This window comes from Winogradskyella undariae (assembly GCF_013285155.1).
Lineage (GTDB): Bacteria > Bacteroidota > Bacteroidia > Flavobacteriales > Flavobacteriaceae > Winogradskyella > Winogradskyella undariae.
Genome location: NZ_JABTEL010000002.1, coordinates 43,990 through 66,192, shown reverse-complemented (window position 1 = coordinate 66,192; position 22,203 = coordinate 43,990). Strand labels below are relative to the sequence as shown.

The 22,203-nt window shown below is 33.1% G+C and carries 17 protein-coding genes and 5 tRNA genes; 1 reads left to right on the top strand and 21 read right to left on the bottom strand.

The window, feature by feature from the left end:
• The first annotated feature begins 304 nt into the window (after positions 1-304).
• The gene (locus HSX10_RS02610; RefSeq protein ID WP_173586652.1) at positions 305-1,894 is read left to right on the top strand and encodes a peptide chain release factor 3; all 1,590 of its coding nucleotides are present in this window, start codon (positions 305-307) and stop codon (positions 1,892-1,894) included.
• Positions 1,895-2,172: 278 nt separating this feature from the next.
• Here the strand turns inward: HSX10_RS02610 and HSX10_RS02605 are convergent, their stop codons facing one another.
• The 21 genes from HSX10_RS02605 to HSX10_RS02505 all read right to left on the bottom strand — a co-directional run bounded on the left by HSX10_RS02605 (position 2,173) and on the right by HSX10_RS02505 (position 22,203).
• On the bottom strand, positions 2,173-2,496 hold the full coding sequence (locus tag HSX10_RS02605) for a DUF3467 domain-containing protein (RefSeq protein WP_173586651.1): 324 nt from the start codon (positions 2,494-2,496) through the stop codon (positions 2,173-2,175).
• A gap of 124 nt (positions 2,497-2,620) precedes the next feature.
• Positions 2,621-6,922, bottom strand: a complete 4,302-nt coding sequence (gene rpoC, locus HSX10_RS02600; RefSeq protein WP_173586650.1) for a DNA-directed RNA polymerase subunit beta' — start codon at positions 6,920-6,922, stop codon at positions 2,621-2,623.
• A 140-nt stretch (positions 6,923-7,062) separates the two neighbouring features.
• Positions 7,063-10,875: a DNA-directed RNA polymerase subunit beta gene (rpoB, locus tag HSX10_RS02595; RefSeq protein ID WP_173586649.1), complete on the bottom strand. Its 3,813-nt coding sequence runs from the start codon at positions 10,873-10,875 to the stop codon at positions 7,063-7,065.
• Between the two features lie 122 nt (positions 10,876-10,997).
• The gene (rplL, locus tag HSX10_RS02590; RefSeq protein WP_173586648.1) at positions 10,998-11,372 is read right to left on the bottom strand and encodes a 50S ribosomal protein L7/L12; all 375 of its coding nucleotides are present in this window, start codon (positions 11,370-11,372) and stop codon (positions 10,998-11,000) included.
• 60 nt (positions 11,373-11,432) lie between these two features.
• Complete coding sequence (gene rplJ, locus HSX10_RS02585) at positions 11,433-11,954, bottom strand: 50S ribosomal protein L10 (protein WP_173586647.1); 522 nt, start codon at positions 11,952-11,954, stop codon at positions 11,433-11,435.
• Positions 11,955-11,973: 19 nt separating this feature from the next.
• Positions 11,974-12,663 (bottom strand): 50S ribosomal protein L1, encoded by a 690-nt coding sequence (gene rplA, locus HSX10_RS02580; protein ID WP_173586646.1) that lies wholly within the window; start codon positions 12,661-12,663, stop codon positions 11,974-11,976.
• 10 nt (positions 12,664-12,673) lie between these two features.
• Positions 12,674-13,114 carry a 50S ribosomal protein L11 gene (gene rplK / locus HSX10_RS02575; RefSeq protein ID WP_173586645.1) on the bottom strand — a complete coding sequence of 147 codons (441 nt, stop codon included), beginning with the start codon at positions 13,112-13,114 and terminating at the stop codon, positions 12,674-12,676.
• A gap of 66 nt (positions 13,115-13,180) precedes the next feature.
• Complete coding sequence (nusG, locus tag HSX10_RS02570; RefSeq protein ID WP_173586644.1) at positions 13,181-13,726, bottom strand: transcription termination/antitermination protein NusG; 546 nt, start codon at positions 13,724-13,726, stop codon at positions 13,181-13,183.
• Between the two features lie 20 nt (positions 13,727-13,746).
• A complete protein-coding gene (gene secE / locus HSX10_RS02565) occupies positions 13,747-13,941 on the bottom strand; it encodes a preprotein translocase subunit SecE (RefSeq protein ID WP_173586643.1) in 195 nt (64 codons plus the stop codon).
• Positions 13,942-13,993: 52 nt separating this feature from the next.
• A tRNA-Trp gene (locus tag HSX10_RS02560) sits at positions 13,994-14,066 on the bottom strand.
• 64 nt (positions 14,067-14,130) lie between these two features.
• Positions 14,131-15,318 (bottom strand): elongation factor Tu, encoded by a 1,188-nt coding sequence (gene tuf, locus HSX10_RS02555; protein ID WP_173586642.1) that lies wholly within the window; start codon positions 15,316-15,318, stop codon positions 14,131-14,133.
• Between the two features lie 78 nt (positions 15,319-15,396).
• A tRNA-Thr gene (locus HSX10_RS02550) sits at positions 15,397-15,468 on the bottom strand.
• Positions 15,469-15,538: 70 nt separating this feature from the next.
• Positions 15,539-15,611, bottom strand: a tRNA-Gly gene (locus tag HSX10_RS02545).
• Positions 15,612-15,655: 44 nt separating this feature from the next.
• A tRNA-Tyr gene (locus HSX10_RS02540) sits at positions 15,656-15,737 on the bottom strand.
• 65 nt (positions 15,738-15,802) lie between these two features.
• A tRNA-Thr gene (locus HSX10_RS02535) sits at positions 15,803-15,876 on the bottom strand.
• Positions 15,877-15,987: 111 nt separating this feature from the next.
• Positions 15,988-16,290 (bottom strand): ribosome hibernation-promoting factor, HPF/YfiA family, encoded by a 303-nt coding sequence (gene hpf / locus HSX10_RS02530; protein ID WP_173586641.1) that lies wholly within the window; start codon positions 16,288-16,290, stop codon positions 15,988-15,990.
• 81 nt (positions 16,291-16,371) lie between these two features.
• On the bottom strand, positions 16,372-17,262 hold the full coding sequence (locus HSX10_RS02525; protein WP_173586640.1) for a tyrosine-type recombinase/integrase: 891 nt from the start codon (positions 17,260-17,262) through the stop codon (positions 16,372-16,374).
• 116 nt (positions 17,263-17,378) lie between these two features.
• The gene (locus HSX10_RS02520) at positions 17,379-18,545 is read right to left on the bottom strand and encodes an acyl-CoA dehydrogenase family protein (protein WP_173586639.1); all 1,167 of its coding nucleotides are present in this window, start codon (positions 18,543-18,545) and stop codon (positions 17,379-17,381) included.
• 13 nt (positions 18,546-18,558) lie between these two features.
• Complete coding sequence (locus HSX10_RS02515) at positions 18,559-19,440, bottom strand: ComEA family DNA-binding protein (protein WP_173586638.1); 882 nt, start codon at positions 19,438-19,440, stop codon at positions 18,559-18,561.
• A 17-nt stretch (positions 19,441-19,457) separates the two neighbouring features.
• Positions 19,458-21,083 carry an alanine/glycine:cation symporter family protein gene (locus HSX10_RS02510; protein ID WP_173586637.1) on the bottom strand — a complete coding sequence of 542 codons (1,626 nt, stop codon included), beginning with the start codon at positions 21,081-21,083 and terminating at the stop codon, positions 19,458-19,460.
• A gap of 97 nt (positions 21,084-21,180) precedes the next feature.
• Positions 21,181-22,203, bottom strand: coding sequence for a potassium channel family protein (locus HSX10_RS02505; RefSeq protein WP_173586636.1), 1,023 nt, complete (start codon positions 22,201-22,203; stop codon positions 21,181-21,183).

Here is a 22,203-nt window from a genome sequence, read left to right as displayed (position 1 = left end):
AAAATGCACAAAAGCAAATAAATTTATAAGATTATTTATTTTTATTGTCAGTCGTATTTAGTACAAAAAAAAACTAAACTGAATATTAAAACAAAATAACAAACTACATATCAGAACATTAACAATTAGTAAAAAAATCAATATTTTAAAACCTCTTTTAATAAAGTTAAAATATAGTTAAAAAAAATAAACTCGTGTTAAAAAAAATGCCGATACAAGAAAAACATCTTGTTTTATATTCCAAATGGTTTTATAATTTTTCTTATTATAGACTTATATTTGTAATCGATTTTTAATAATATTTATGAGCTTTTTAAAAGAAATAGAAAGAAGGAGAACCTTTGGAATTATCTCACATCCAGATGCAGGTAAGACAACCTTAACAGAAAAATTACTTTTGTTTGGTGGCGCCATACAAGAAGCAGGTGCTGTAAAAAGTAACAAAATAAAAAAAGGAGCAACAAGTGATTTTATGGAAATTGAACGTCAGCGTGGAATTTCTGTAGCAACATCTGTATTAGCTTTTGAATATAATGGTATAAAAATAAATATCTTAGATACCCCCGGTCACAAGGATTTTGCAGAAGATACATTTAGAACATTAACAGCTGTAGATAGTGTTATTGTTGTTATTGACGTCGCAAAAGGGGTTGAGGAACAAACTGAAAAATTAGTTGAAGTTTGTAGAATGCGTAACATTCCAATGATTGTTTTTATTAATAAAATGGATAGAGAAGGTAAAGATGCCTTTGATCTGTTAGATGAAATAGAACAAAAGTTGGGTTTAAAGGTTGTTCCACTAAGTTTTCCTATTGGAATGGGCTATGATTTTAAAGGGATTTACAACATTTGGGAAAAGAATGTAAATTTATTTTCTGGTGATAGTCGTAAAGACATTGAAGAAACGATAGAAATATCAGATTTATCTTCATCAGAATTAGACAAATTAATTGGAGAAACAGCTGCAAATACCTTACGAGAGGAAATTGAATTAGTAGAAGGTATATACCCTGAATTTAATAAAGATGAATATTTAAACGGTAGTCAACAGCCCGTATTTTTCGGTTCTGCACTAAATAATTTTGGTGTAAGAGAACTCTTAGATTGCTTTGTTGATATAGCACCTAAACCTAGACCTAAACAGAGTGAAGAACGTTTAGTTAAACCAGATGAAGATCAATTTAGTGGATTTGTTTTTAAAATACATGCCAATATGGATCCTAATCATAGAAATAGATTGGCATTTATAAAAATTGTTTCTGGTGAATTTAAACGTAATACACCTTATTTACATGTTAGAAATAACAAAAAATTAAAATTCTCTAGTCCAAATGCATTTTTTGCTGAAAAGAAAGAAATTGTAGACATCTCATACCCAGGAGACATTGTTGGATTACAAGATACTGGTAGTTTTAAAATTGGAGACACATTAACTGAAGGCGAGATATTACATTATAAAGGTGTACCAAGCTTTTCACCAGAACACTTTAGGTACATTAATAATGCTGATCCTATGAAATCTAAGCAATTATTTAAAGGAATAGATCAGTTAATGGACGAAGGTGTTGCACAGCTATTTACCTTAGATTTAAATGGTAGAAAAGTAATCGGTACGGTTGGTGCATTACAATATGAAGTGATTCAATACCGTTTAGAACACGAATATGGAGCAAAATGTACTTACGAAAACTTAAACGTACAAAAAGCATGTTGGGTACAAACCGATAATGAAAAAAGCGAGGAATTTAAAGAATTTTTACGTGTAAAACAGCGTTTTTTAGCCAAAGACAAACAGAATCAATTAGTCTTTTTAGCAGATTCTATGTTTACATTACAAATGACACAACAGAAATATCCTACTATTACATTCCATATGACTTCTGAATTTGATTAAAAATTTATGATTATCTTATATATGGTAATTTTACTATTAACAGATTACACATAAAAAAACCCTTAAATTAATTTTTAAGGGTTTTTATTTGTAATAAGATAGGTGAAAAATCAATTAAAGCCAATTTAAAGGACTTTAATTAAAATAACCTACAACGTGATTAATTAAATTAAAAATCTTCTATAAACAATATTAAAATAAGCCTTTTAAATAACAAAAAACTATTTAATATAAATAAACAATAGGTTTAAGCTATAATTGTTTTTGAATCAAAAAAATTAAGCTTGACCTGTTGGTCCAAAATTTAATGGTATTGGAGGTTGCTCATAATCTTTTATTTCTCCATGAGCATTTTCAAAACGGGTAACATTTTCAGCTAATGCTTTTAATAAACGTTTAGCATGCTGTGGTGTTAAAATTATTCTAGACTTTACTTTACTTTTAGGTGTACCAGGCATAATACTTACAAAGTCTACAACAAATTCTGATACTGAATGATTAATTATAGCCAAATTAGAATATGTACCCTCTGCTATCTTCTCATCTAGCTCAATATTAATTTGCCCTTTTTTATTATTTGGATTATTTTTTTCGTCTGCCATGCTAAATTATTTATGCTTCCTAAAAAAGGAAGTCTTCATTAATACTTTTTAAATTAAAAAAGCCTTCATGTAAAAATACAAGAAGGCTTTTAATTTATTTATTATTTTGAAAAAAACTAGAGAATTAATTAAAATTCATCTCTTCTTTAGCTTTCATCATTTCATTAAATTCTTCTCTAGAACCTACAATAATGTTTTCAAATTCTCTAACACCTGTACCTGCAGGAATTCTATGACCAACAATTACATTTTCTTTAAGTCCTTCAAGTGAATCAACTTTACCATTTACCGCTGCTTCGTTAAGAACCTTAGTCGTTTCCTGGAACGATGCCGCAGAAATAAACGACTTAGTTTGTAATGAAGCTCTTGTAATACCTTGTAAAATTGGAGTTGCAGTCGCAGGTTTAGCATCTCTAGCAGTAACAAGATTCTTATCTTCTCTACGTAAGCTTGAGTTTTCGTCTCTTAAATCTCTTACCGTTACAATTTGACCTGATTTTAAATTCACAGAATCACCAGCATCTTCAACAACTTTCATTCCGAAAATCTTATCATTTTCTTCAATGAAATCTGATTTATGACCTAATTGATTTTCTAAGAAAATAGTATCACCAGAATCAATAATTCTAACTTTACGCATCATTTGTCTTACAACAACCTCGAAGTGCTTATCATTAATTTTCACACCTTGTAAACGATATACTTCTTGTACTTCATTTACTAAGTATTGTTGAACCGCAGATGGCCCTTTAATGTTAAGAATATCATTTGGTGTAATAGAACCATCAGATAAAGGCATACAAGCTTTTACATAATCATTCTCTTGTACAAGAATTTGATTAGATAATTTTACTAAGTATTTCTTAACCTCTCCTAATTTAGACTCAATGATGATTTCACGGTTACCACGTTTAATTTTACCGAAAGAAACAACACCATCAATCTCACTTACAACAGCAGGATTAGAAGGGTTACGTGCTTCAAACAATTCAGTTACACGAGGAAGACCACCCGTAATATCACCTGCTTTAGCAGATTTACGAGGTATCTTAACTAAAATCTTACCGATTTCAATATCATCACCATCATCAATCATAATGTGTGCACCTACTGGTAAGTTGTAAGAACGGATAGTTTCACCTTTAGAATCTTCAATTAATAACGTTGGTATTAATTTTTTGTTTCTAGATTCTGAAATTACCTTTTCTTGGAAACCAGTTTGCTCATCAATTTCAACTTGGTAAGTAATACCTTGTTCGATGTTTTCATACTTCACTTTACCAGCAAATTCTGAAATAATAACACCGTTATATGGATCCCAAGAACAAACAACATCGTCTTTCTTAAGCTTATCACCTGGTTTCACGTAAACAAATGAACCATAAGGAATATTACTTGTACTTAAAACAATTCCTGTTTTAGCATCCATTAATTTCAATTCTGAAGTTCTAGAGATCACTACATCTACCTCTTTACCTTCATTATCTTTAGATTTTACAGTTTTTAAATCTTCGATTTCAGCAATACCGTCAAATTTAACAGTTAACTTATTATCTTCAGAAATGTTACCTGCAATACCCCCAACGTGGAATGTACGTAATGTTAACTGAGTACCTGGCTCTCCAATAGATTGAGCAGCAACTACACCTACAGCTTCACCTCTTTGTACTAATTTACCAGTAGCAAGGTTACGACCATAACATTTAACACAAATACCTTTCTTAGCTTCACAAGATAATGGAGAACGTACTTCGATAGAATCTAATGGAGAATCTCCAATTTTCTTAGCGATTATATCATCAATATGACCACCAGCTTCTACTAGTAACTCTTCTGTTAATGGATTATAAACATCATTAAGTGAAGTTCTACCAACAATTCTATTTTCTAAGCTTTCAACAATTTCTTCATTTTTCTTAAGAGCAGCAACTTCTATACCTCTTAATGTACCACAATCCTCTTCGTATACAATTACATCTTGTGAAACATCTACTAAACGACGTGTTAAGTAACCTGCATCAGCTGTTTTAAGAGCTGTATCGGCAAGACCTTTACGAGCACCGTGAGTAGAGATAAAGTATTCTAAAATTGAAAGTCCTTCCTTAAAGTTAGAAAGAATTGGATTTTCAATAATTTCACCACCACCGGCAGTAGATTTTTTAGGCTTAGCCATTAATCCACGCATACCTGTTAACTGACGAATCTGTTCTTTAGAACCCCTTGCACCAGAATCAAGCATCATAAACACCGAGTTAAACCCTTGTTTATCTTCACGAATACGCTTCATTGACAATTCAGTCAATTCAGCATTTGTAGACGTCCAGATATCAATAACCTGGTTATAACGTTCGTTGTTAGTAATAAGTCCCATATTATAGTTACCCATAATACCATCAACTTGAGTATTAGCAGCATCAATCATTCCTTGCTTTTCAGCTGGAATAATAATATCACCTAAACTAAATGATAAACCACCTTGGAATGCAAATTTGTAACCTAAAGTTTTAATTGCATCTAAGAAATCAGCCGTTTCTGGTACACTAGTTTTCTTAAGAATACCATGAATAATTTCTCTTAATGATTTTTTAGTTAAAACTTCATTTATATAACCAGCTGCTTCAGGTACATGTTCGTTAAATAATACACGACCTACAGTAGTTTCAATAATTTGAGTTGTTAATTCTCCCTCTTCATTAAAGTCAGTTGTTCTAACTTTAATACCTGCATTTAAATCAACTTGCTTTTCGTTATAAGCAATGTTTACTTCTTCAGGAGAGTAGAATGTTAAACCTTGACCTTTTACAGTATAATCTGCATCCGTTTTTCTTAGCTTAGTCATATAATATAAACCAAGTACCATATCCTGAGAAGGTACAGTAACTGGAGAACCATTTGCAGGGTTCAAAATATTATGTGATGCTAAAAGTAACATCTGACATTCTAAAATAGCTTCTGGTCCTAATGGCAAATGCACCGCCATCTGGTCACCATCGAAATCGGCGTTAAATGCAGTACACACTAATGGGTGTAACTGAATCGCTTTACCTTCAATAAGCTTAGGTTGGAATGCTTGAATACCTAGTCTGTGTAATGTAGGAGCACGGTTTAAAAGAACTGGATGTCCTTTTAAAACATTCTCTAAAATATCCCAAACTACAGGTTCTTTTCTATCGATAATTTTTTTAGCAGATTTTACAGTTTTTACAATTCCTCTTTCAATTAATTTTCTAATTACAAAAGGTTTGTAAAGCTCTGCAGCCATATCTTTTGGTAAACCACATTCGAATAATCTCAATTCTGGTCCAACAACAATTACAGAACGTGCTGAATAATCCACACGCTTACCAAGTAAGTTTTGACGGAAACGCCCTTGCTTACCTTTAAGTGAATCTGATAATGATTTTAATGGTCTGTTAGAATCTGTTTTTACTGCAGATGATTTACGTGTGTTATCAAATAATGAATCTACTGATTCTTGTAACATACGTTTCTCATTACGTAAAATAACCTCTGGTGCTTTTATCTCAACCAATCTTTTAAGACGGTTGTTACGGATAATTACACGACGGTATAAATCATTTAAATCTGAAGTCGCAAAACGACCACCATCTAAAGGCACTAAAGGTCTTAATTCTGGTGGAATTACTGGAACAGCTTTCATGATCATCCACTCAGGTCTGTTCTCTCTAACTAAGTTAGAATCTCTAAACGCTTCAACAACTTGTAAACGTTTTAAAGCTTCAGTTTTACGTTGCTTAGATGTTTCATTATTAGCTTTATGTCTTAAATCATAAGATAATTGATCTAAATCTATACGTGCTAATAAATCAATAAGGCACTCAGCACCCATCTTAGCGATGAATTTGTTAGGGTCTGTATCATCTAAATATTGGTTTTCTTGAGGAATAGTTTCTAAGATATTTAGATACTCTTCTTCAGTTAAGAAATCCATTTTTTGTACTGGCTCACCTTCAGCATTCATAGCAATACCTGGTTGAATAACCACGTAACGCTCATAATAGATAATCATATCTAATTTCTTAGATGGTAATCCAAGAAGGTAACCTATTTTATTTGGTAAAGAACGGAAATACCAGATATGTGCAACTGGTACAACTAAGTTAATATGACCAACACGATCTCTACGTACTTTCTTTTCTGTAACTTCTACACCACAACGGTCACAAACAATACCTTTGTAACGTATTCTTTTATATTTACCACAAGCACATTCAAAATCCTTCACAGGACCAAAAATACGCTCACAGAACAAACCATCTCTTTCTGGTTTGTGTGTTCGATAATTAATAGTTTCTGGCTTTAATACCTCACCTCGAGACGCTCCTAAAACAGACTCAGGCGATGCTAAACCAATAGAAATTTTGTTAAATTTCTGTACTGTATTCTTATCTTGTTTTCTTGCCATGTTATTTTGTGTTATGTATGGGCAGTTATTGCTAACTGCCCAATAATTTTTTGCGATTGTTATGAATAATTTTGCGATTACGGACAACTCTCGAGTTATCCCTGCGCGAACCTTATTCACATAGAATAATTTCTAATAAATTATTCTTCCAATCTAATATCTAATCCTAAACCTTTCAATTCGTGCATAAGTACGTTGAATGATTCTGGAAGTCCTGGTTCTGGCATAGGCTCTCCCTTAACGATAGCTTCGTAAGTTTTAGCTCTACCAATAACATCATCTGATTTTACAGTTAAGATCTCACGTAGTGTACTTGATGCTCCATAAGCCTCAAGTGCCCATACTTCCATCTCTCCAAAACGTTGACCACCAAATTGTGCTTTACCACCTAATGGTTGTTGTGTAATTAATGAGTATGGTCCGATAGAACGTGCATGCATCTTATCATCAATCATGTGACCAAGTTTAATCATATAAATCACACCAACTGTTGCTGGTTGATCAAAACGATCTCCTGTTCCACCATCGTAAAGATAAGTATGACCGAATCTTGGAATACCAGCTTCATCTGTGTAGGCATTAATTTGATCTAAAGTTGCACCATCAAAAATTGGTGTTGCATACTTTTTACCTAAATCTTTACCTGCCCAACCTAATACTGTTTCATAGATCTGACCAATGTTCATACGAGAAGGTACACCTAATGGATTCAATACAATATCAACTGGCGTTCCATCTTCTAAGAATGGCATATCTTCCTGACGAACGATACGTGCAACAATACCTTTGTTACCGTGACGACCCGCCATTTTATCACCAACTTTAAGCTTACGCTTTTTAGCTATATAAATTTTAGCTAATTTAATGATACCTGCAGGTAACTCATCACCAACAGAGATTGTAAACTTCTCACGTCTTAATGATCCTTGTAAATCATTTTCCTTAATCTTATAGTTATGGATTAGATCTGCAACAAGCTCATTAGTATGATCATCAGTTGTCCATTTTCCTGAAGTTAAATGTGTATAATCATCTACAGCATTTAACATTTTTAAGGTATATTTTTTACCTTTAGGAATAATTTCTTCACCTAAATCATTATAGATTCCTTGTGCCGTTTTTCCATTAACGATATTAAATAACTTATCAACAAGAACATTTTTAAGATCATCAAATCTGTTATCATAAACATCTTCTAACTTTTCGATATCTTCTTTATCTTGTGCTCTCTTACGTTTGTCTTTTACAGCTCTAGCAAATAATTTTTTACCGATTACAACACCATGAAGAGATGGAGATGCTTTTAAAGATGCATCTTTAACATCACCAGCCTTATCTCCGAAAATAGCTCTTAAAAGTTTTTCTTCTGGAGTTGGGTCTGATTCTCCTTTTGGAGTAATCTTACCGATTAAGATATCACCTGGATGAATTTCCGCACCAATGCGAATCATACCATTTTCATCTAAATCTTTAGTTGCTTCTTCAGAAACGTTAGGAATATCATTAGTTAACTCTTCGTTACCTAATTTTGTATCTCTTACTTCTAATGAATATTCATCAATGTGAATAGATGTAAATACATCATCTCTAACTACTTTTTCAGAAATTACAATTGCATCCTCAAAGTTATACCCTTTCCAAGGCATAAAGGCTACTTTCATATTTCTACCAAGCGCTAATTCTCCATTTTCAGTAGCATAACCTTCACAAAGAACTTGACCTTTAGCAACTTTATCACCTTTCTCAACGATTGGTTTTAAGTTAATAGAAGTACCTTGATTGGTTTTTCTGAATTTTACTAAAGGATATGTTTTAGTATCACTTTCAAAACTAACCATGGCAGCTTCTTCTGTACGCTCATATCTAATAGTAACTTTCTGAGCATCTACATACTCAACAGTACCATCTGCTTCAGCATTAATCAACACTCTAGAATCTGATGCTACTTGACGTTCTAAACCTGTACCTACAATTGGTGCTTCAGGACGTAATAATGGTACTGCCTGACGCATCATGTTAGATCCCATCAATGCACGGTTGGCATCATCATGTTCCAAGAAAGGAATTAATGAAGCTGAAATCGATGCAATTTGGTTTGGTGCAACATCTGTATAATTAACATTGATTGGGTCAATAACAGGGAAATCACCTTCTTGACGAGAGATAATTTTGTCCTCTAAAATTTTACCATCTTCATCAACTTTTATAGTTGCTTGTGCAATTAACATATCTTCTTCCTCTTCGGCACTTAGATATGTTGGTGCATTTTTAATATCTACAACACCTTCTTCAACCTTACGGTATGGAGTTTCAATGAATCCCATTGAGTTCACTTTAGCAAAACAAGATAAAGATGAAATTAACCCAATGTTTGGTCCTTCTGGTGTTTCAATAGGACATAAACGTCCGTAGTGAGTATAGTGAACATCACGTACCTCAAAACCTGCTCTTTCTCTAGATAAACCACCTGGTCCTAATGCTGAAAGACGACGCTTATGCGTAATCTCTGCAAGAGGGTTGGTTTGATCCATAAATTGAGATAATTGGTTTGTACCAAAGAAAGAATTAATTACAGACGATAAAGTCTTAGCATTAATTAAATCAATAGGAGTAAACACTTCGTTATCACGAACGTTCATACGTTCACGAATAGTACGTGCCATACGTGCTAAACCAACACCAAACTGAGAAGATAATTGTTCTCCTACTGTACGTACACGACGGTTAGATAAGTGATCAATATCATCAATCTCTGCTTTAGAATTGATAAGCTCAATTAAATATTTTATAATAGTTATGATATCTAATTTGGTCAAAACTTGTTTGTCCATTCCGATATCTAACTGTAATTTTTTATTCATTCTATAACGACCTACTTCACCTAAAGAGTAACGTTGGTCTGAAAAGAATAATTTGTCAATAATACCACGTGCTGTTTCCTCATCTGGCGGCTCAGCATTACGTAATTGACGGTAGATGTGCTCAACAGCTTCTTTTTCAGAGTTTGTTGGATCCTTCTGTAATGTATTATGAATAATTGCGTAATCTCCTTGTTGCGCACTTTCTTTGTGTAAAAGAATAGTTTTTACGTCTGCTTCAAGAATTTCTTCAATATTATCTTTATCTATAACTGTGTCACGATCTAATACAATTTCGTTACGCTCAATAGATACAACTTCACCTGTATCTTCATCAACGAAATCTTCGTGCCATGTATTCAATACACGTGCAGCTAATTTACGACCGATAACTTTTTTTAATCCAGATTTTGAAACCTTTACTTCTTCTGCAAGGTCAAAAATCTCTAAAATATCTTTATCACGTTCAAAACCGATAGCACGGAAAAGTGTAGTAACTGGTAATTTTTTCTTTCTATCAATGTAAGCATACATTACTTGATTGATATCAGTTGCAAATTCTATCCAAGAACCTTTAAAAGGAATTACTCTGGCAGAGTATAATTTTGTTCCATTAGCATGGAAAGACTGGCTAAAGAATACACCAGGTGATCTATGCAATTGAGAAACGACAACACGTTCTGCACCATTAATACAAAATGTCCCACTAGGAGTCATGTAAGGAATAGTACCTAAATATACATCTTGAACTATTGTTTCGAAATCCTCATGTTCTGGATCCGTACAATATAGCTTCAATCTTGCTTTTAAAGGCACACTGTAAGTTAATCCTCTTTCGATACATTCTTCTATTGAATATCTAGGTGGATCGATAAAGTAATCTAAAAACTCTAGTACGAATTGATTACGTGTATCTGTTATTGGGAAGTTCTCCATGAAGGTATTGTATAAACCTTCAGTACCTCTTTCTTCTGACTTTGTTTCTAATTGGAAAAAATCCTGGAAGGATTTAATTTGGATATCCAAAAAGTCTGGGTAATCTGTCCTATTTACAATAGAAGAGAAATTAATTCTTTCAGCCTTTTTTGCTAACATTGATGAACGAGATTTTTATTAAATAAAAACTAAAAAATGTATATAACGTTTATATACACAAAAGGGTTTAGGTCTTAGAGTTTCCCTCTAGACCTAAACCATATGTTGTAGAAAAAGTAAGCTTACTTAAGCTCAACTTCAGCTCCTGCCTCTTCTAACTGAGCTTTTAAAGCTTCTGCTTCGTCTTTTGCAATACCTTCTTTGATTGGGCTTGGTGCATCATCAACTAATCCTTTAGCTTCTTTTAAACCTAAACCAGTTAATTCTTTAACTAATTTTACTACAGCTAGTTTAGAACTACCTGCCGCTTTTAAGATAACATCAAATTCAGTTTGCTCTTCAGCAGCATCTGCTCCACCTGCAGCAGGTCCAGCCATAGCTACAGCAGCAGCTGCAGGCTCAATACCGTACTCATCTTTTAATATAGTTGCTAATTCATTAACTTCTTTTACTGTTAAGTTAACTAATTGTTCTGCGAAATCTTTTAAATCTGCCATTTTTCTATTGTTTAATAATGTGTGTTATAATATAATTTTCTATGTGTATATGCTATACAATTATCCTTCTCTTTCGGATAATGTTTTAACGATACCTGCGATGGTTCCACCACTAGATTTAAGTGCTGAGATTACATTCTTAGCTGGTGATTGTAATAATCCTACAATCTCTCCAATAAGCTCTTCTCTAGACTTAATATCAACTAAAGTATCTAATAAATCGTCTCCAATGTAAACAGACTCCTCAATGAAAGCACCTTTTAATAAAGGCTTTTCAGATTTTTTACGGAATTCTTTAATTACTTTAGCTGGACCATTTCCTGTTTCAGAATACATTACTGATGTATTTCCTTTTAAAGTTGTAGGTAAATCACCGAATTCTCTATCCGATGCTTCCATTGCTTTCTCTAAAAGTGTATTCTTTACAACTGCTAATTTGATGTTAGCTTTGAAACATGCTCTTCTTAAATTTGAAGTCGTTGCTGCATCTAATCCTGAAATATCAGTTAAATAGATATTAGTATTATCTGCTAATTGAGCAGTCAACTCTTCAATTACTTGGGATTTTTCTTCTCTTGTCATAATATTCTAAGTTTAACTACTATCCTATTTTTGTGTCAATTGAGATACTTGGACTCATAGTACTAGACATGTAAATACTCTTTACATACGTTCCTTTTGACGACGTTGGTTTTAACTTCATGATTGTAGATAATAATTCTTGGGCATTACCAATAATTTTATCAGTATCAAACGATGCTTTCCCTATTGGAGCATGTACAATACCTGTTTTATCTACTTTAAAGTCAATTTTACCAGCTTTTACTTCTGCAACTGCTTTAGCTACATCCATAGTTACTGTACCTGTCTTAGGGTTTGGCATAAGACCTCTTGGTCCTAATACTCTACCTAATGGTCCTAACTTACCCATTATGCTTGGCATTGTAACGATAACGTCAACATCTGTCCAACCTTCTTTAATTTTCTGTAAGTATTCATCTAACCCAACGTAATCAGCGCCAGCTTCTTTTGCTTCTGCTTCTTTGTCTGGAGTTACAAGTGCAAGAACCTTCATGTCTTTACCTGTACCGTGTGGTAATGAAACTACACCACGAACCATTTGATTGGCTTTACGTGGATCTACACCTAATCTGATTGCTAAATCGATAGAAGCATCAAACTTTGTGTATGTAATTTCTTTTAGTAAAGCTGAAGCTTCCTCTAAAGAGTAAATTTTGTTATTATCAACCTTTGCTCTTGCCTCTTTTTGCTTCTTTGTTAATCTTGCCATATCTAAAAATTTAGTTTGGAGCTTCTCCTCCTTTAACAGTGATACCCATAGATCTTGCTGTACCGGCAACCATTTTCATAGCTGATCCGATCTCAAATGCATTTAGATCTACCATTTTGTCTTCTGCAATAGCTTTTACTTGATCCCAAGTTACTTTTGCTACTTTGCGTCGGTTTGGTTCTCCTGATCCTTTTTTTAGTTTGGCCGCTTCTAATAATTGTACTGCTGCAGGTGGCGTCTTGATTACAAAATCAAATGATTTGTCTTTGTAAACTGAGATCGCAACAGGTAAAACTTTACCTGCTTTATCTTGAGTTCTAGCATTAAATTGCTTACAGAACTCCATGATATTAACTCCTGCGGCACCTAAAGCGGGTCCTACCGGTGGCGATGGATTCGCAGCACCTCCCCGAACTTGTAGCTTAACTACTTTGTCTATTTCTTTTGCCATTTCTTAATGTTTATTACGATTATCTATATTGGAAGCATAGATAATACGCTCTTTATGTAACAATTATTAAACTTTTTCTACTTGCATGTAACTTAATTCTAATGGTGTTTTTCTTCCAAAAATCTTAACCATTACCTCAAGCTTACGCTTTTCTTCATTAATTTTTTCGATTGTTCCATCAAAACCATTGAATGGACCATCGATAACCTTAACAGTTTCTCCTTTTGTAAATGGAATAGCAACACTAGCATCTGCTTCTACAGATAACTCATCTACCTTACCAAGCATTCTATTTACTTCAGACTGTCTTAAAGGCACAGGATCACCACCTTTTGTTTCACCTAAAAAACCGATAACATTAGTAATCGATTTTATAATATGAGGTACTTCACCACTTAAATTAGCTTGCACCATAATGTAACCTGGAAAATAAACTTTTTCTTTGTTTATTTTTTTTCCGTTACGTATTTGAATTACTTTTTCGGTAGGTACTAAAACCTGATCAACAAAATCGTCTAAACCTAATCTTGAAATTTCACTTTCAATATAAGATTTGATTTTATTTTCTTGACCGCTTACCGCTCTAACAACATACCATTTTTTATCAGACATACTCTCTTCTTGTATAATTGTTAGTGAATTATTTCAAAGTAAGTTTTTACCGCTCTACTAAAAACAGTATCAACTCCCCAAATAGCTAGAGAAAAAATAATTGAAAATACAGCAACAATCACGGCTAATTTTTGAGCTTCTGGCCATGGTGTCCATGACACATTGTTCTTCAACTCACCAAACGATTCTTTTATATATGTTACTAATCCTGCCATTTGTAATTTACTTTATTAAGGATTAAAAAAATAATCCATTAAATTTTATTTGCACGGGTTGAGAGACTCGAACTCCCGACACCTGGTTTTGGAGACCAGTGCTCTACCAACTGAGCTAAACCCGTAAACATTAATCAAGGTGTCTCGAGATTTCAAGACACCTTAATTAAATTATTTTAACTATAAAGCTTAGTCTAAAATTTCAGTAACCTGACCAGCACCAACTGTTCTACCACCTTCACGGATAGCGAAACGTAAACCTACGTTCATTGCAATTGTGTTAATCAACTCAACAGTAATTGTTAAGTTATCACCAGGCATAACCATTTCAACTCCATCAGGAAGCATAATGTTCCCCGTTACGTCAGTTGTACGAACGTAGAACTGTGGACGGTAGTTATTATGAAATGGAGTATGACGTCCACCTTCTTCTTTTTTCAATACGTAAACCTCAGCTTTAAACTTAGAGTGTGGTGTTACAGAACCAGGCTTAACGATTACCATACCTCTAGAGATTTGAGATTTCTCAATACCTCTTAATAAGATACCAGCGTTATCACCAGCTTCACCTCTATCTAAAATCTGACGGAACATTTCAATACCTGTAATAGTAGATGTTAATTTCTCAGCACCCATACCGATGATCTCAACAGGATCTCCTGTGTTAGCTACACCAGTCTCAATACGACCAGTTGCAACAGTACCACGACCTGTAATAGAAAATACATCTTCTATAGGCATTAAGAAAGGCTTGTCCATATCACGAACAGGCTCCTTAATCCAATCATCAACAGCTGCCATTAATTCCATAACAGTGTCAACCCATTTTTGTTCTCCGTTTAAAGCACCTAAAGCAGATCCAGCAATTACAGGTCCATTATCACCATCATATTCGTAGAATGATAATAAATCTCTAATTTCCATTTCAACTAATTCAAGTAACTCCTCATCATCAACCATATCCACTTTATTCATGAATACAACCATACTTGGAATACCTACCTGACGTCCTAAAAGGATATGCTCACGTGTTTGTGGCATTGGACCATCTGTTGCAGCAACAACCAAGATAGCACCATCCATTTGAGCAGCACCTGTAACCATGTTCTTTACGTAATCCGCGTGACCTGGACAGTCAACGTGAGCGTAATGACGATTAGCAGTTGCATATTCTACGTGTGAAGTATTAATTGTTATACCTCTTTCTTTTTCTTCTGGTGCGTTATCGATTTGATCGAAATCTTTCGCTTCAGATAAACCTGCATCAGCTAATACTTTAGTAATAGCAGCAGTTAAAGTTGTTTTACCGTGATCTACGTGTCCAATAGTACCAATATTTAAGTGTGGTTTTGAACGATCAAAAGTTGCCTTTGCCATGTTTAATTTATTTTAATCTTAATTATATTATTAGTGTTTAATTATATATTCTAAATGTAATTAACTTAGAAAAAAAAGAGCCAATGACGAGAATTGAACTCGTGACCTCTTCCTTACCAAGGAAACGCTCTACCCCTGAGCTACACCGGCTTTTCATTTACGATTACCGATTAGTTAGATTTATGAAGTAAAAATCACGCGTCTAAACTCGAAAATTTTGAGCGAGAGACCAGGTTCGAACTGGCGACATTCAGCTTGGAAGGCTGACGCTCTACCAACTGAGCTACTCTCGCATTTTATAATTAAATCTCTTTAATTAAAGGTTTTAAAATAATTGTGGGGAGAGCAGGATTCGAACCTGCGAAGACGTAGTCAGCAGATTTACAGTCTGCCCTCGTTGGCCGCTTGAGTATCTCCCCAAAAAAATATTTCAATATTTCAAAAAAAAACATCAAGAATTTATTTAAAAACTAAATCCTTAAAGAGCCGATGGAGGGACTCGAACCCACGACCTGCTGATTACAAATCAGCTGCTCTAGCCAGCTGAGCTACATCGGCTTTTATTACTTTTCAACTCTCTAAAAGAGCTCATAAAAAGTCCCGCTATCTCTAACGGGATGCAAATGTAAAACCTTTTTTCAGTTATTCAAAACTTTTTTGAAAAAAATTTTAAATATGTGCTCTTAATTTCTCTTTTCGCTTCTTAATTTGTCTTCCTAAAGATGCAATAGCAGCGTCTGCCCCTTCTTCAAATGTCTTACATTGCTTCTTAACAACAAAACTATCACCAGGTACACTTAGTTTTACTTCAAAAATTTTATTTTCTTTATCACTTGTGTTTTCAACTTTTAAATACACATCTGATTGTATTATTTTATCGTAATACATATCTAATTTATCCATTCGTTTCTGAATAAAATCTATCAGTTTAGTGTCTGCTGTAAAATTAACGGATTGAGTGTTTACTTTCATATTGTTTATTTTAAGTTGTATAAACCTACTAAAGCCTATTTATTTGCTTTAGCAGTAATTTCTATATGTTAAGCATAAAGCTTAACGTAGGTTTCTTGGATGTGCCTTTTCGTGCACTTTTTTTAATTCACTAATGCTATTATGTGTATAAACTTGAGTGGCTGCTAAGCTAGCATGACCAAGAAGTTCTTTAATTGCATTTAAATCAGCTCCTTTACTTAATAAATGTGTAGCAAACGAATGTCTTAACACATGAGGGCTGCATTTTACTTTCGTGGAAGCTTCACTAAAGTACTTATTTATTATTCTGTAAACAAGCTTTTCATAAATTTTAACCCCTTTTTGGGTTAAAAATAACATCTCACTATTTTCTATTAAGGGCAAATCTTTTCTATATTTTAAATAACATTTTAAAGATTTAATAACAGAATCAATTAATGGGATATAACGCTCCTTATTTCGCTTCCCTAGCACTTTAATTTGATTGCTTTCGACATCTACATCAACTAACTTTACATTGACCAATTCTATTCGTCTCATACCTGTTGCATAAAACATCTCAATGATTAATTGATTTCTTGCCGTTTCAAAATCATTTACTTCTATAGCATTTTCTAATACTATTTTTAATTCTTTCTCTGAAAATGGAAGTTGTACTTTCTTTCCAACCTTTAAAGCTTTATGTTTTTTTAAAGGATTCTCTTTAATCTCTTCTACTTTTTGTAAGAATTTATAATAGGTGTTCAATGACGTTATCTTTCTATTTATAGTTCTATTTGAAATATCATTATCTACTAACTCTACAATCCATTGTCTGATTTCGGAATAACCTGCTTTAGTGACACTCTCTGAATTGTGATGCTTTTTTAAAAACTCTTGAAAAGTTTCAATATCTCTGACATAAGCAATCAGTGTATGCTTAGAGTATTTTTTTTCTAATAATAAATAATCTGAAAAAGGTTTTAGACTCATATTACAAATGTGCGACTAATTTTAAATATAACGATTAACATCTCTAAAATTAAAGAATAGGTAAAAAAAATCCTGCTAATTAGCAGGATTTTAAATTCAATATTATAATGTGAGATTTACGTTGCTGGTTTATAGTCTTTACTATCTATTACCATTTTAGCAATGATTTCTTTAAGTATTTCTGAAGTTCCACCTCCTATTGGGCCCAATCTACTGTCTCTAGACATACGTGCTAAAGGATACTCTTCCATATAACCATAACCACCTAAGAACTGAAGACATTGATAAATAACATCATCTGCCATTTTTGTAGACTGCAACTTAGACATTGTAGCTTCTTTCACTACATATTCTCCCATATCTAAACGCTTGGCAACATAATAATTAAATTGCTTACAAATTTCCATTTGCGTTTCGCAATCGGCATAAGAATGTCTTAGGGCTTGAAATTTATCTATTGTTCTACCGAAAGCTGTTCTTTCAGACATATATTGTTTTGCGTATTCTAAAGCATACTCTGCTCTTGCATGAGAATTAACCCCCATTATCAAGCGCTCTAAAGCAAAATGTTGCATAATATATGGAAATCCTTTATTCTCTTCCCCCATTAAATTAGAAGTAGGGATTACAACATTATCAAATGCAATTTCTGCAGTATCTGAAGCTCTCCAGCCTAATTTATCTAATTTTGTAGCAGAAATACCAGGTGTATCTCTATCCATAACAAAAATACTAATCCCTTTATTTCCTAATTCAGGATTGGTTTTAGCAGCAACAACTAAATAGTCACTATAAACACCATTTGTTATAAAGGTTTTAGAACCATTGATAACATAAGTATCTCCTTTTTTTACAGCTGTTGTGCGCATACCGGCAACATCACTACCTCCAAAAGGTTCTGTTATACAAAGACATCCTATTTGATCACCCGAAATGCTATCTGCTAAATATTTTTCTTTTATAGCATCATCACCTTCTTTATTTAGATGGGTCATCGCTAAATAAGCATGTGCCCACATTGCAGCGGCAAATCCACCAGAATTAATACGTTGTAATTCTTCAAGAAAGATAATGGTATAAAAAAGATCTAGATCTAGTCCGCCATATTGCTCTGGGTAAGCAATTCCAAAATAGCCCATATCTCCAAATTTCTTCCAAATAAAACGTTCTATATGGCCTGTTTCTTCCCATTTATCAATATGAGGAACGACTTCTTTTTGCAAGAAGTCTCTAAGACTTTCTCTGAATAAATTGTGCTCTTCTGTAAAATATAAGTTAGACATGAATTGTTGTTTGTTAGAGTTGCAAATATAACTTAATTATCTCTATTTTTTTGATAGGGAAATCTTCGACCTTCATTAATTCATCTAAAGAACTGAAGCCATCCCTAAGCGTTCTTTCTTCAATAATATTGTTAGCAACCTCATAATCTATGTATTGAACGGTGACTAACTCATCTCTTGTTGCTGTATTTAAATGGACAATTTTTATCGCTCTAGGAGTTTTAACAGTAAAATCATTATGTATACGCTCAATAACTTCTGTGGATAAACCCCAAACTTCAGAAAGCTGAATATCTGCTATAAATCCGCCTTTATATTTATTTCGGTAATTGATAATACGCTCTGAAAGCTTTTCACCTACTCCATACACTTTTTGCAACTGGATTGCCGTTGCAGTATTCAAATCTATCTTTTGATTAAAAGTCTTTGGCTTTGAAGTGTACGAGTTATAATTCCCTTGAGATTTTGGTTTTGGATTCGTAACCCAATCAGGAAATTTAAAATAAGGTGTTATTGTTTTTAAAAAAGAATCTGAAACTTTAGTGACTTGTTGAAATTCTTTAGCTGAATTCACCCATTTATTTGTCGCTCTAAATTTATGAAGTCTATCTATTTCAGCATTTGTCATACCTAATGAATAGCCTTTATAATCTGTAATATAATTAGGATTGAATGGATAAATTTTAGGTTTACTATTTTCTATTTCAATTAATCTAAGTGAATCTAATTCTTTCTTAAAAGCATTTATCTTATTTGTATTTTCAGGAATAGTATTATTAGTAAATGAAAAGACATTTGGAACAAACCAATACAAACACTGTAGAATAACTATAATAGCACACAATAAAAAAATCCCATTCCGCTGTTGATTAGTAAACTGGAAATGGGATTTCATAATATTATATTTTTATTTTATAGAATTTCATTTAAGTTATCAGCACCGTCTTCTATTGCCTCATGTTTTACATTAATAGCTTTGTAATATCTCGTCAATTCTTTCTTAATAATTGGAGATAAAATTACTACACCTATAATATTAGGGACTACCATCGCAAAAATCATAGCATCAGAGAAGTTAATTACGGCACCTAAACTAATAGAAGCACCAACTACAACAAAGAATAAGAATAATATTTTATAGATTAAATCTGTAATTTTCCCTTTCCCGAATAAAAACACCCAACCTTGCATTCCGTAGTAAGACCAAGAAATCATCGTTGAAAAAGCAAATAATATAACAGCGATTGTTAAAACGATAGAGAAATGTGGAATCACTGAATCAAATGCTGTGGCTGTAATTTCTACACCTTCCGTGATTTCTACTCCATATTCCATAAAACCACCATCAAAATTAGTAATTACAATTACTAAAGCTGTCATTGTACAAATTACAACCGTATCTACAAAAGGTTCTAAAAGTGCAACAATACCTTCTGAAGCTGGATATCTTGTGCGAACAGCTGAATGCGCAATAGCCGCAGAACCAACACCTGCTTCATTAGAAAAGGCTCCCCTTCTAATCCCCTGAATCATTACACCTACTAGTCCACCCGCTATTCCTAATCCAGAAAATGCACCATGATATATTAAAGCAAAGGCATCATCTATTAAACTAAAATTAGCTCCTAAAATAATTAAAGAAGCTAACACGTATATACCTGCCATAAAAGGAACTACTTTTTCAGTTACCTTAGCAATTCGCTTAATACCTCCAATAATTACTACAGCTACAAGAGCCGCCATAACTAAACCAAAATATAACCCTGCATTAGAAGCTGGATCTAATTCGAATAATTTAACAAATTGAGCTGCAGCTTGATTGGCTTGAAACATGTTTCCTCCACCAAAAGATCCACCGATTACAAATATAGCAAATATGACAGCAAGTACTTTTCCTAATCCCCCCATTCCTTTAGATCGTAATCCTTTAGTTAAATAGTACATTGGACCTCCATATACCGTTCCATCTTCTCCAACATCTCTATATTTTACACCAAGTGTACATTCTGCAAATTTTGATGCCATACCTAACAATCCTGCTACAATCATCCAAAATGTTGCTCCTGGTCCACCAATAGACAATGCTACGGCAACACCTGCAATATTACCTAAACCTACAGTCGCAGATAAAGCAGCTGTTAAAGCTTGAAAATGCGAAACTTCTCCGTCTGCACCATCATCTTTCATTGTTTCAATAATATTCTCTCCTTCATTAGCTGTATTATCACCATATAAAGTATCTGCACCATGCTTTTCAATATCTTCATATTCACCCTTAACAACTCTAATAGCCATTCTAAAGCCCGTAAAATTGATAAATTTAAAATAGATCGTAAAAAATAAGGCACCACCAACTAAAATGATAAGTACCCACGGAATTTTATAAGTTTCTGAAAATGGAATTTCGTAAAAAATAGCATCAACAAACCAACCTGTATATTCCTTAAAAATGACATCAATTTTTTCGGAAGTTGTTTCTTGTGCGAAGTTTAAAAGTGGTAAAATCAATGCAAAAATTGATAGAAGGTATTTCTTCATTAGTATCTTTATTAGTTAGTTTTTAAGTTTAGAAGTCGACAAGATGCAAAAAAAAATTGAGCATATGAAGTATGAGCTCAAAAAATGATGATATTTTTTACTCCAATTCGAACTCAGAATTGAGCCTCATAATTTGTTCAGGACGTCCTAAGACTATGATATAAGACCCAGGGACCAGCCTAGTATCTGCCTCAGGATTAACAACATAATCCCCATTATCATTCTTAAATCCAATAACAGTACAACCTGTCCTATTTCTCAAATCTAAGTCCTTAATTGTTTTTTCTTCTTGTGCATTATAAAGTAGCTCTACTTTAACTTCAACCATATTTACGTTGCGTTCTCCAACAATACTTAAGTTATCTATAAACTCAATTAAATCTGGCGTAACCACTAAAGAGGCCATATGGTCTCCTCCAATTCGATCTGGTAGTATTACATTATTAGCTCCTGCTAATTTTAATTTACTGTACGATGTTTCTTCAGATGCTCTACTAATAATATTTAACTTAGCATTAATCTGTCTTGCAGACAAAACCACAAATAAATTATCTGCATCATTAGGTAAAGCAGAAATTAAAGTTGTTGCTTTTTTTATACCTGCTTCTATTAAGATTTCGTCATCATTTGCATTTCCTAAGACAAAAGGCAAATCATGATTTTGACATTTCTCTATGACTTCTTTATTTTCTTCTATAATTACAAATGATTTTTCATAGGATAATAATTTTTTAGCAGCTTGTTTTCCATTACGCCCATATCCACATATAATAATATGTTCTGACATCTCTTCAATTTTCTTTTGCATCTTCCTTTGTTTTATATCTTCATAATTATTCCTGTTCAAAATATATTCTGTTATAATTGAAATAGCATATCCTAAAACAATAATACTTGTTAAGATTAGAAAAATAGTAAATATCTTAGAAGGCGTATCTAACGGATTGACTTCAGCAAAACCAACAGTTGTTACGGTAATAACTGTCATATATAAAGCATCTAACCAAAAATACCCTGCAATATACCGATAACCTAAAACACCAATAGTAAGCAAGATAATGACTAGCATCACAGCTGTATAAATCTTAGATCGGTAAAGTTTTAAAAGAGTGTTATTCAT

Bases quoted from the DNA above. Each gene is read 5' to 3' on its own strand.
- HSX10_RS02610 (WP_173586652.1), top strand. From the start codon at position 305: ATGAGCTTTTTAAAAGAAATAGAAAGAAGGAGAACCTTTGGAATTATC.
- HSX10_RS02605 (WP_173586651.1), bottom strand. From the start codon at position 2,496: ATGGCAGACGAAAAAAATAATCCAAATAATAAAAAAGGGCAAATTAAT.
- rpoC (WP_173586650.1), bottom strand. From the start codon at position 6,922: ATGGCAAGAAAACAAGATAAGAATACAGTACAGAAATTTAACAAAATT.
- rpoB (WP_173586649.1), bottom strand. From the start codon at position 10,875: ATGTTAGCAAAAAAGGCTGAAAGAATTAATTTCTCTTCTATTGTAAAT.
- rplL (WP_173586648.1), bottom strand. From the start codon at position 11,372: ATGGCAGATTTAAAAGATTTCGCAGAACAATTAGTTAACTTAACAGTA.
- rplJ (WP_173586647.1), bottom strand. From the start codon at position 11,954: ATGACAAGAGAAGAAAAATCCCAAGTAATTGAAGAGTTGACTGCTCAA.
- rplA (WP_173586646.1), bottom strand. From the start codon at position 12,663: ATGGCAAGATTAACAAAGAAGCAAAAAGAGGCAAGAGCAAAGGTTGAT.
- rplK (WP_173586645.1), bottom strand. From the start codon at position 13,114: ATGGCAAAAGAAATAGACAAAGTAGTTAAGCTACAAGTTCGGGGAGGT.
- nusG (WP_173586644.1), bottom strand. From the start codon at position 13,726: ATGTCTGATAAAAAATGGTATGTTGTTAGAGCGGTAAGCGGTCAAGAA.
- secE (WP_173586643.1), bottom strand. From the start codon at position 13,941: ATGGCAGGATTAGTAACATATATAAAAGAATCGTTTGGTGAGTTGAAG.
- tuf (WP_173586642.1), bottom strand. From the start codon at position 15,318: ATGGCAAAGGCAACTTTTGATCGTTCAAAACCACACTTAAATATTGGT.
- hpf (WP_173586641.1), bottom strand. From the start codon at position 16,290: ATGAAAGTAAACACTCAATCCGTTAATTTTACAGCAGACACTAAACTG.
- HSX10_RS02525 (WP_173586640.1), bottom strand. From the start codon at position 17,262: ATGAGTCTAAAACCTTTTTCAGATTATTTATTATTAGAAAAAAAATAC.
- HSX10_RS02520 (WP_173586639.1), bottom strand. From the start codon at position 18,545: ATGTCTAACTTATATTTTACAGAAGAGCACAATTTATTCAGAGAAAGT.
- HSX10_RS02515 (WP_173586638.1), bottom strand. From the start codon at position 19,440: ATGAAATCCCATTTCCAGTTTACTAATCAACAGCGGAATGGGATTTTT.
- HSX10_RS02510 (WP_173586637.1), bottom strand. From the start codon at position 21,083: ATGAAGAAATACCTTCTATCAATTTTTGCATTGATTTTACCACTTTTA.
- HSX10_RS02505 (WP_173586636.1), bottom strand. From the start codon at position 22,203: ATGAATAACACTCTTTTAAAACTTTACCGATCTAAGATTTATACAGCT.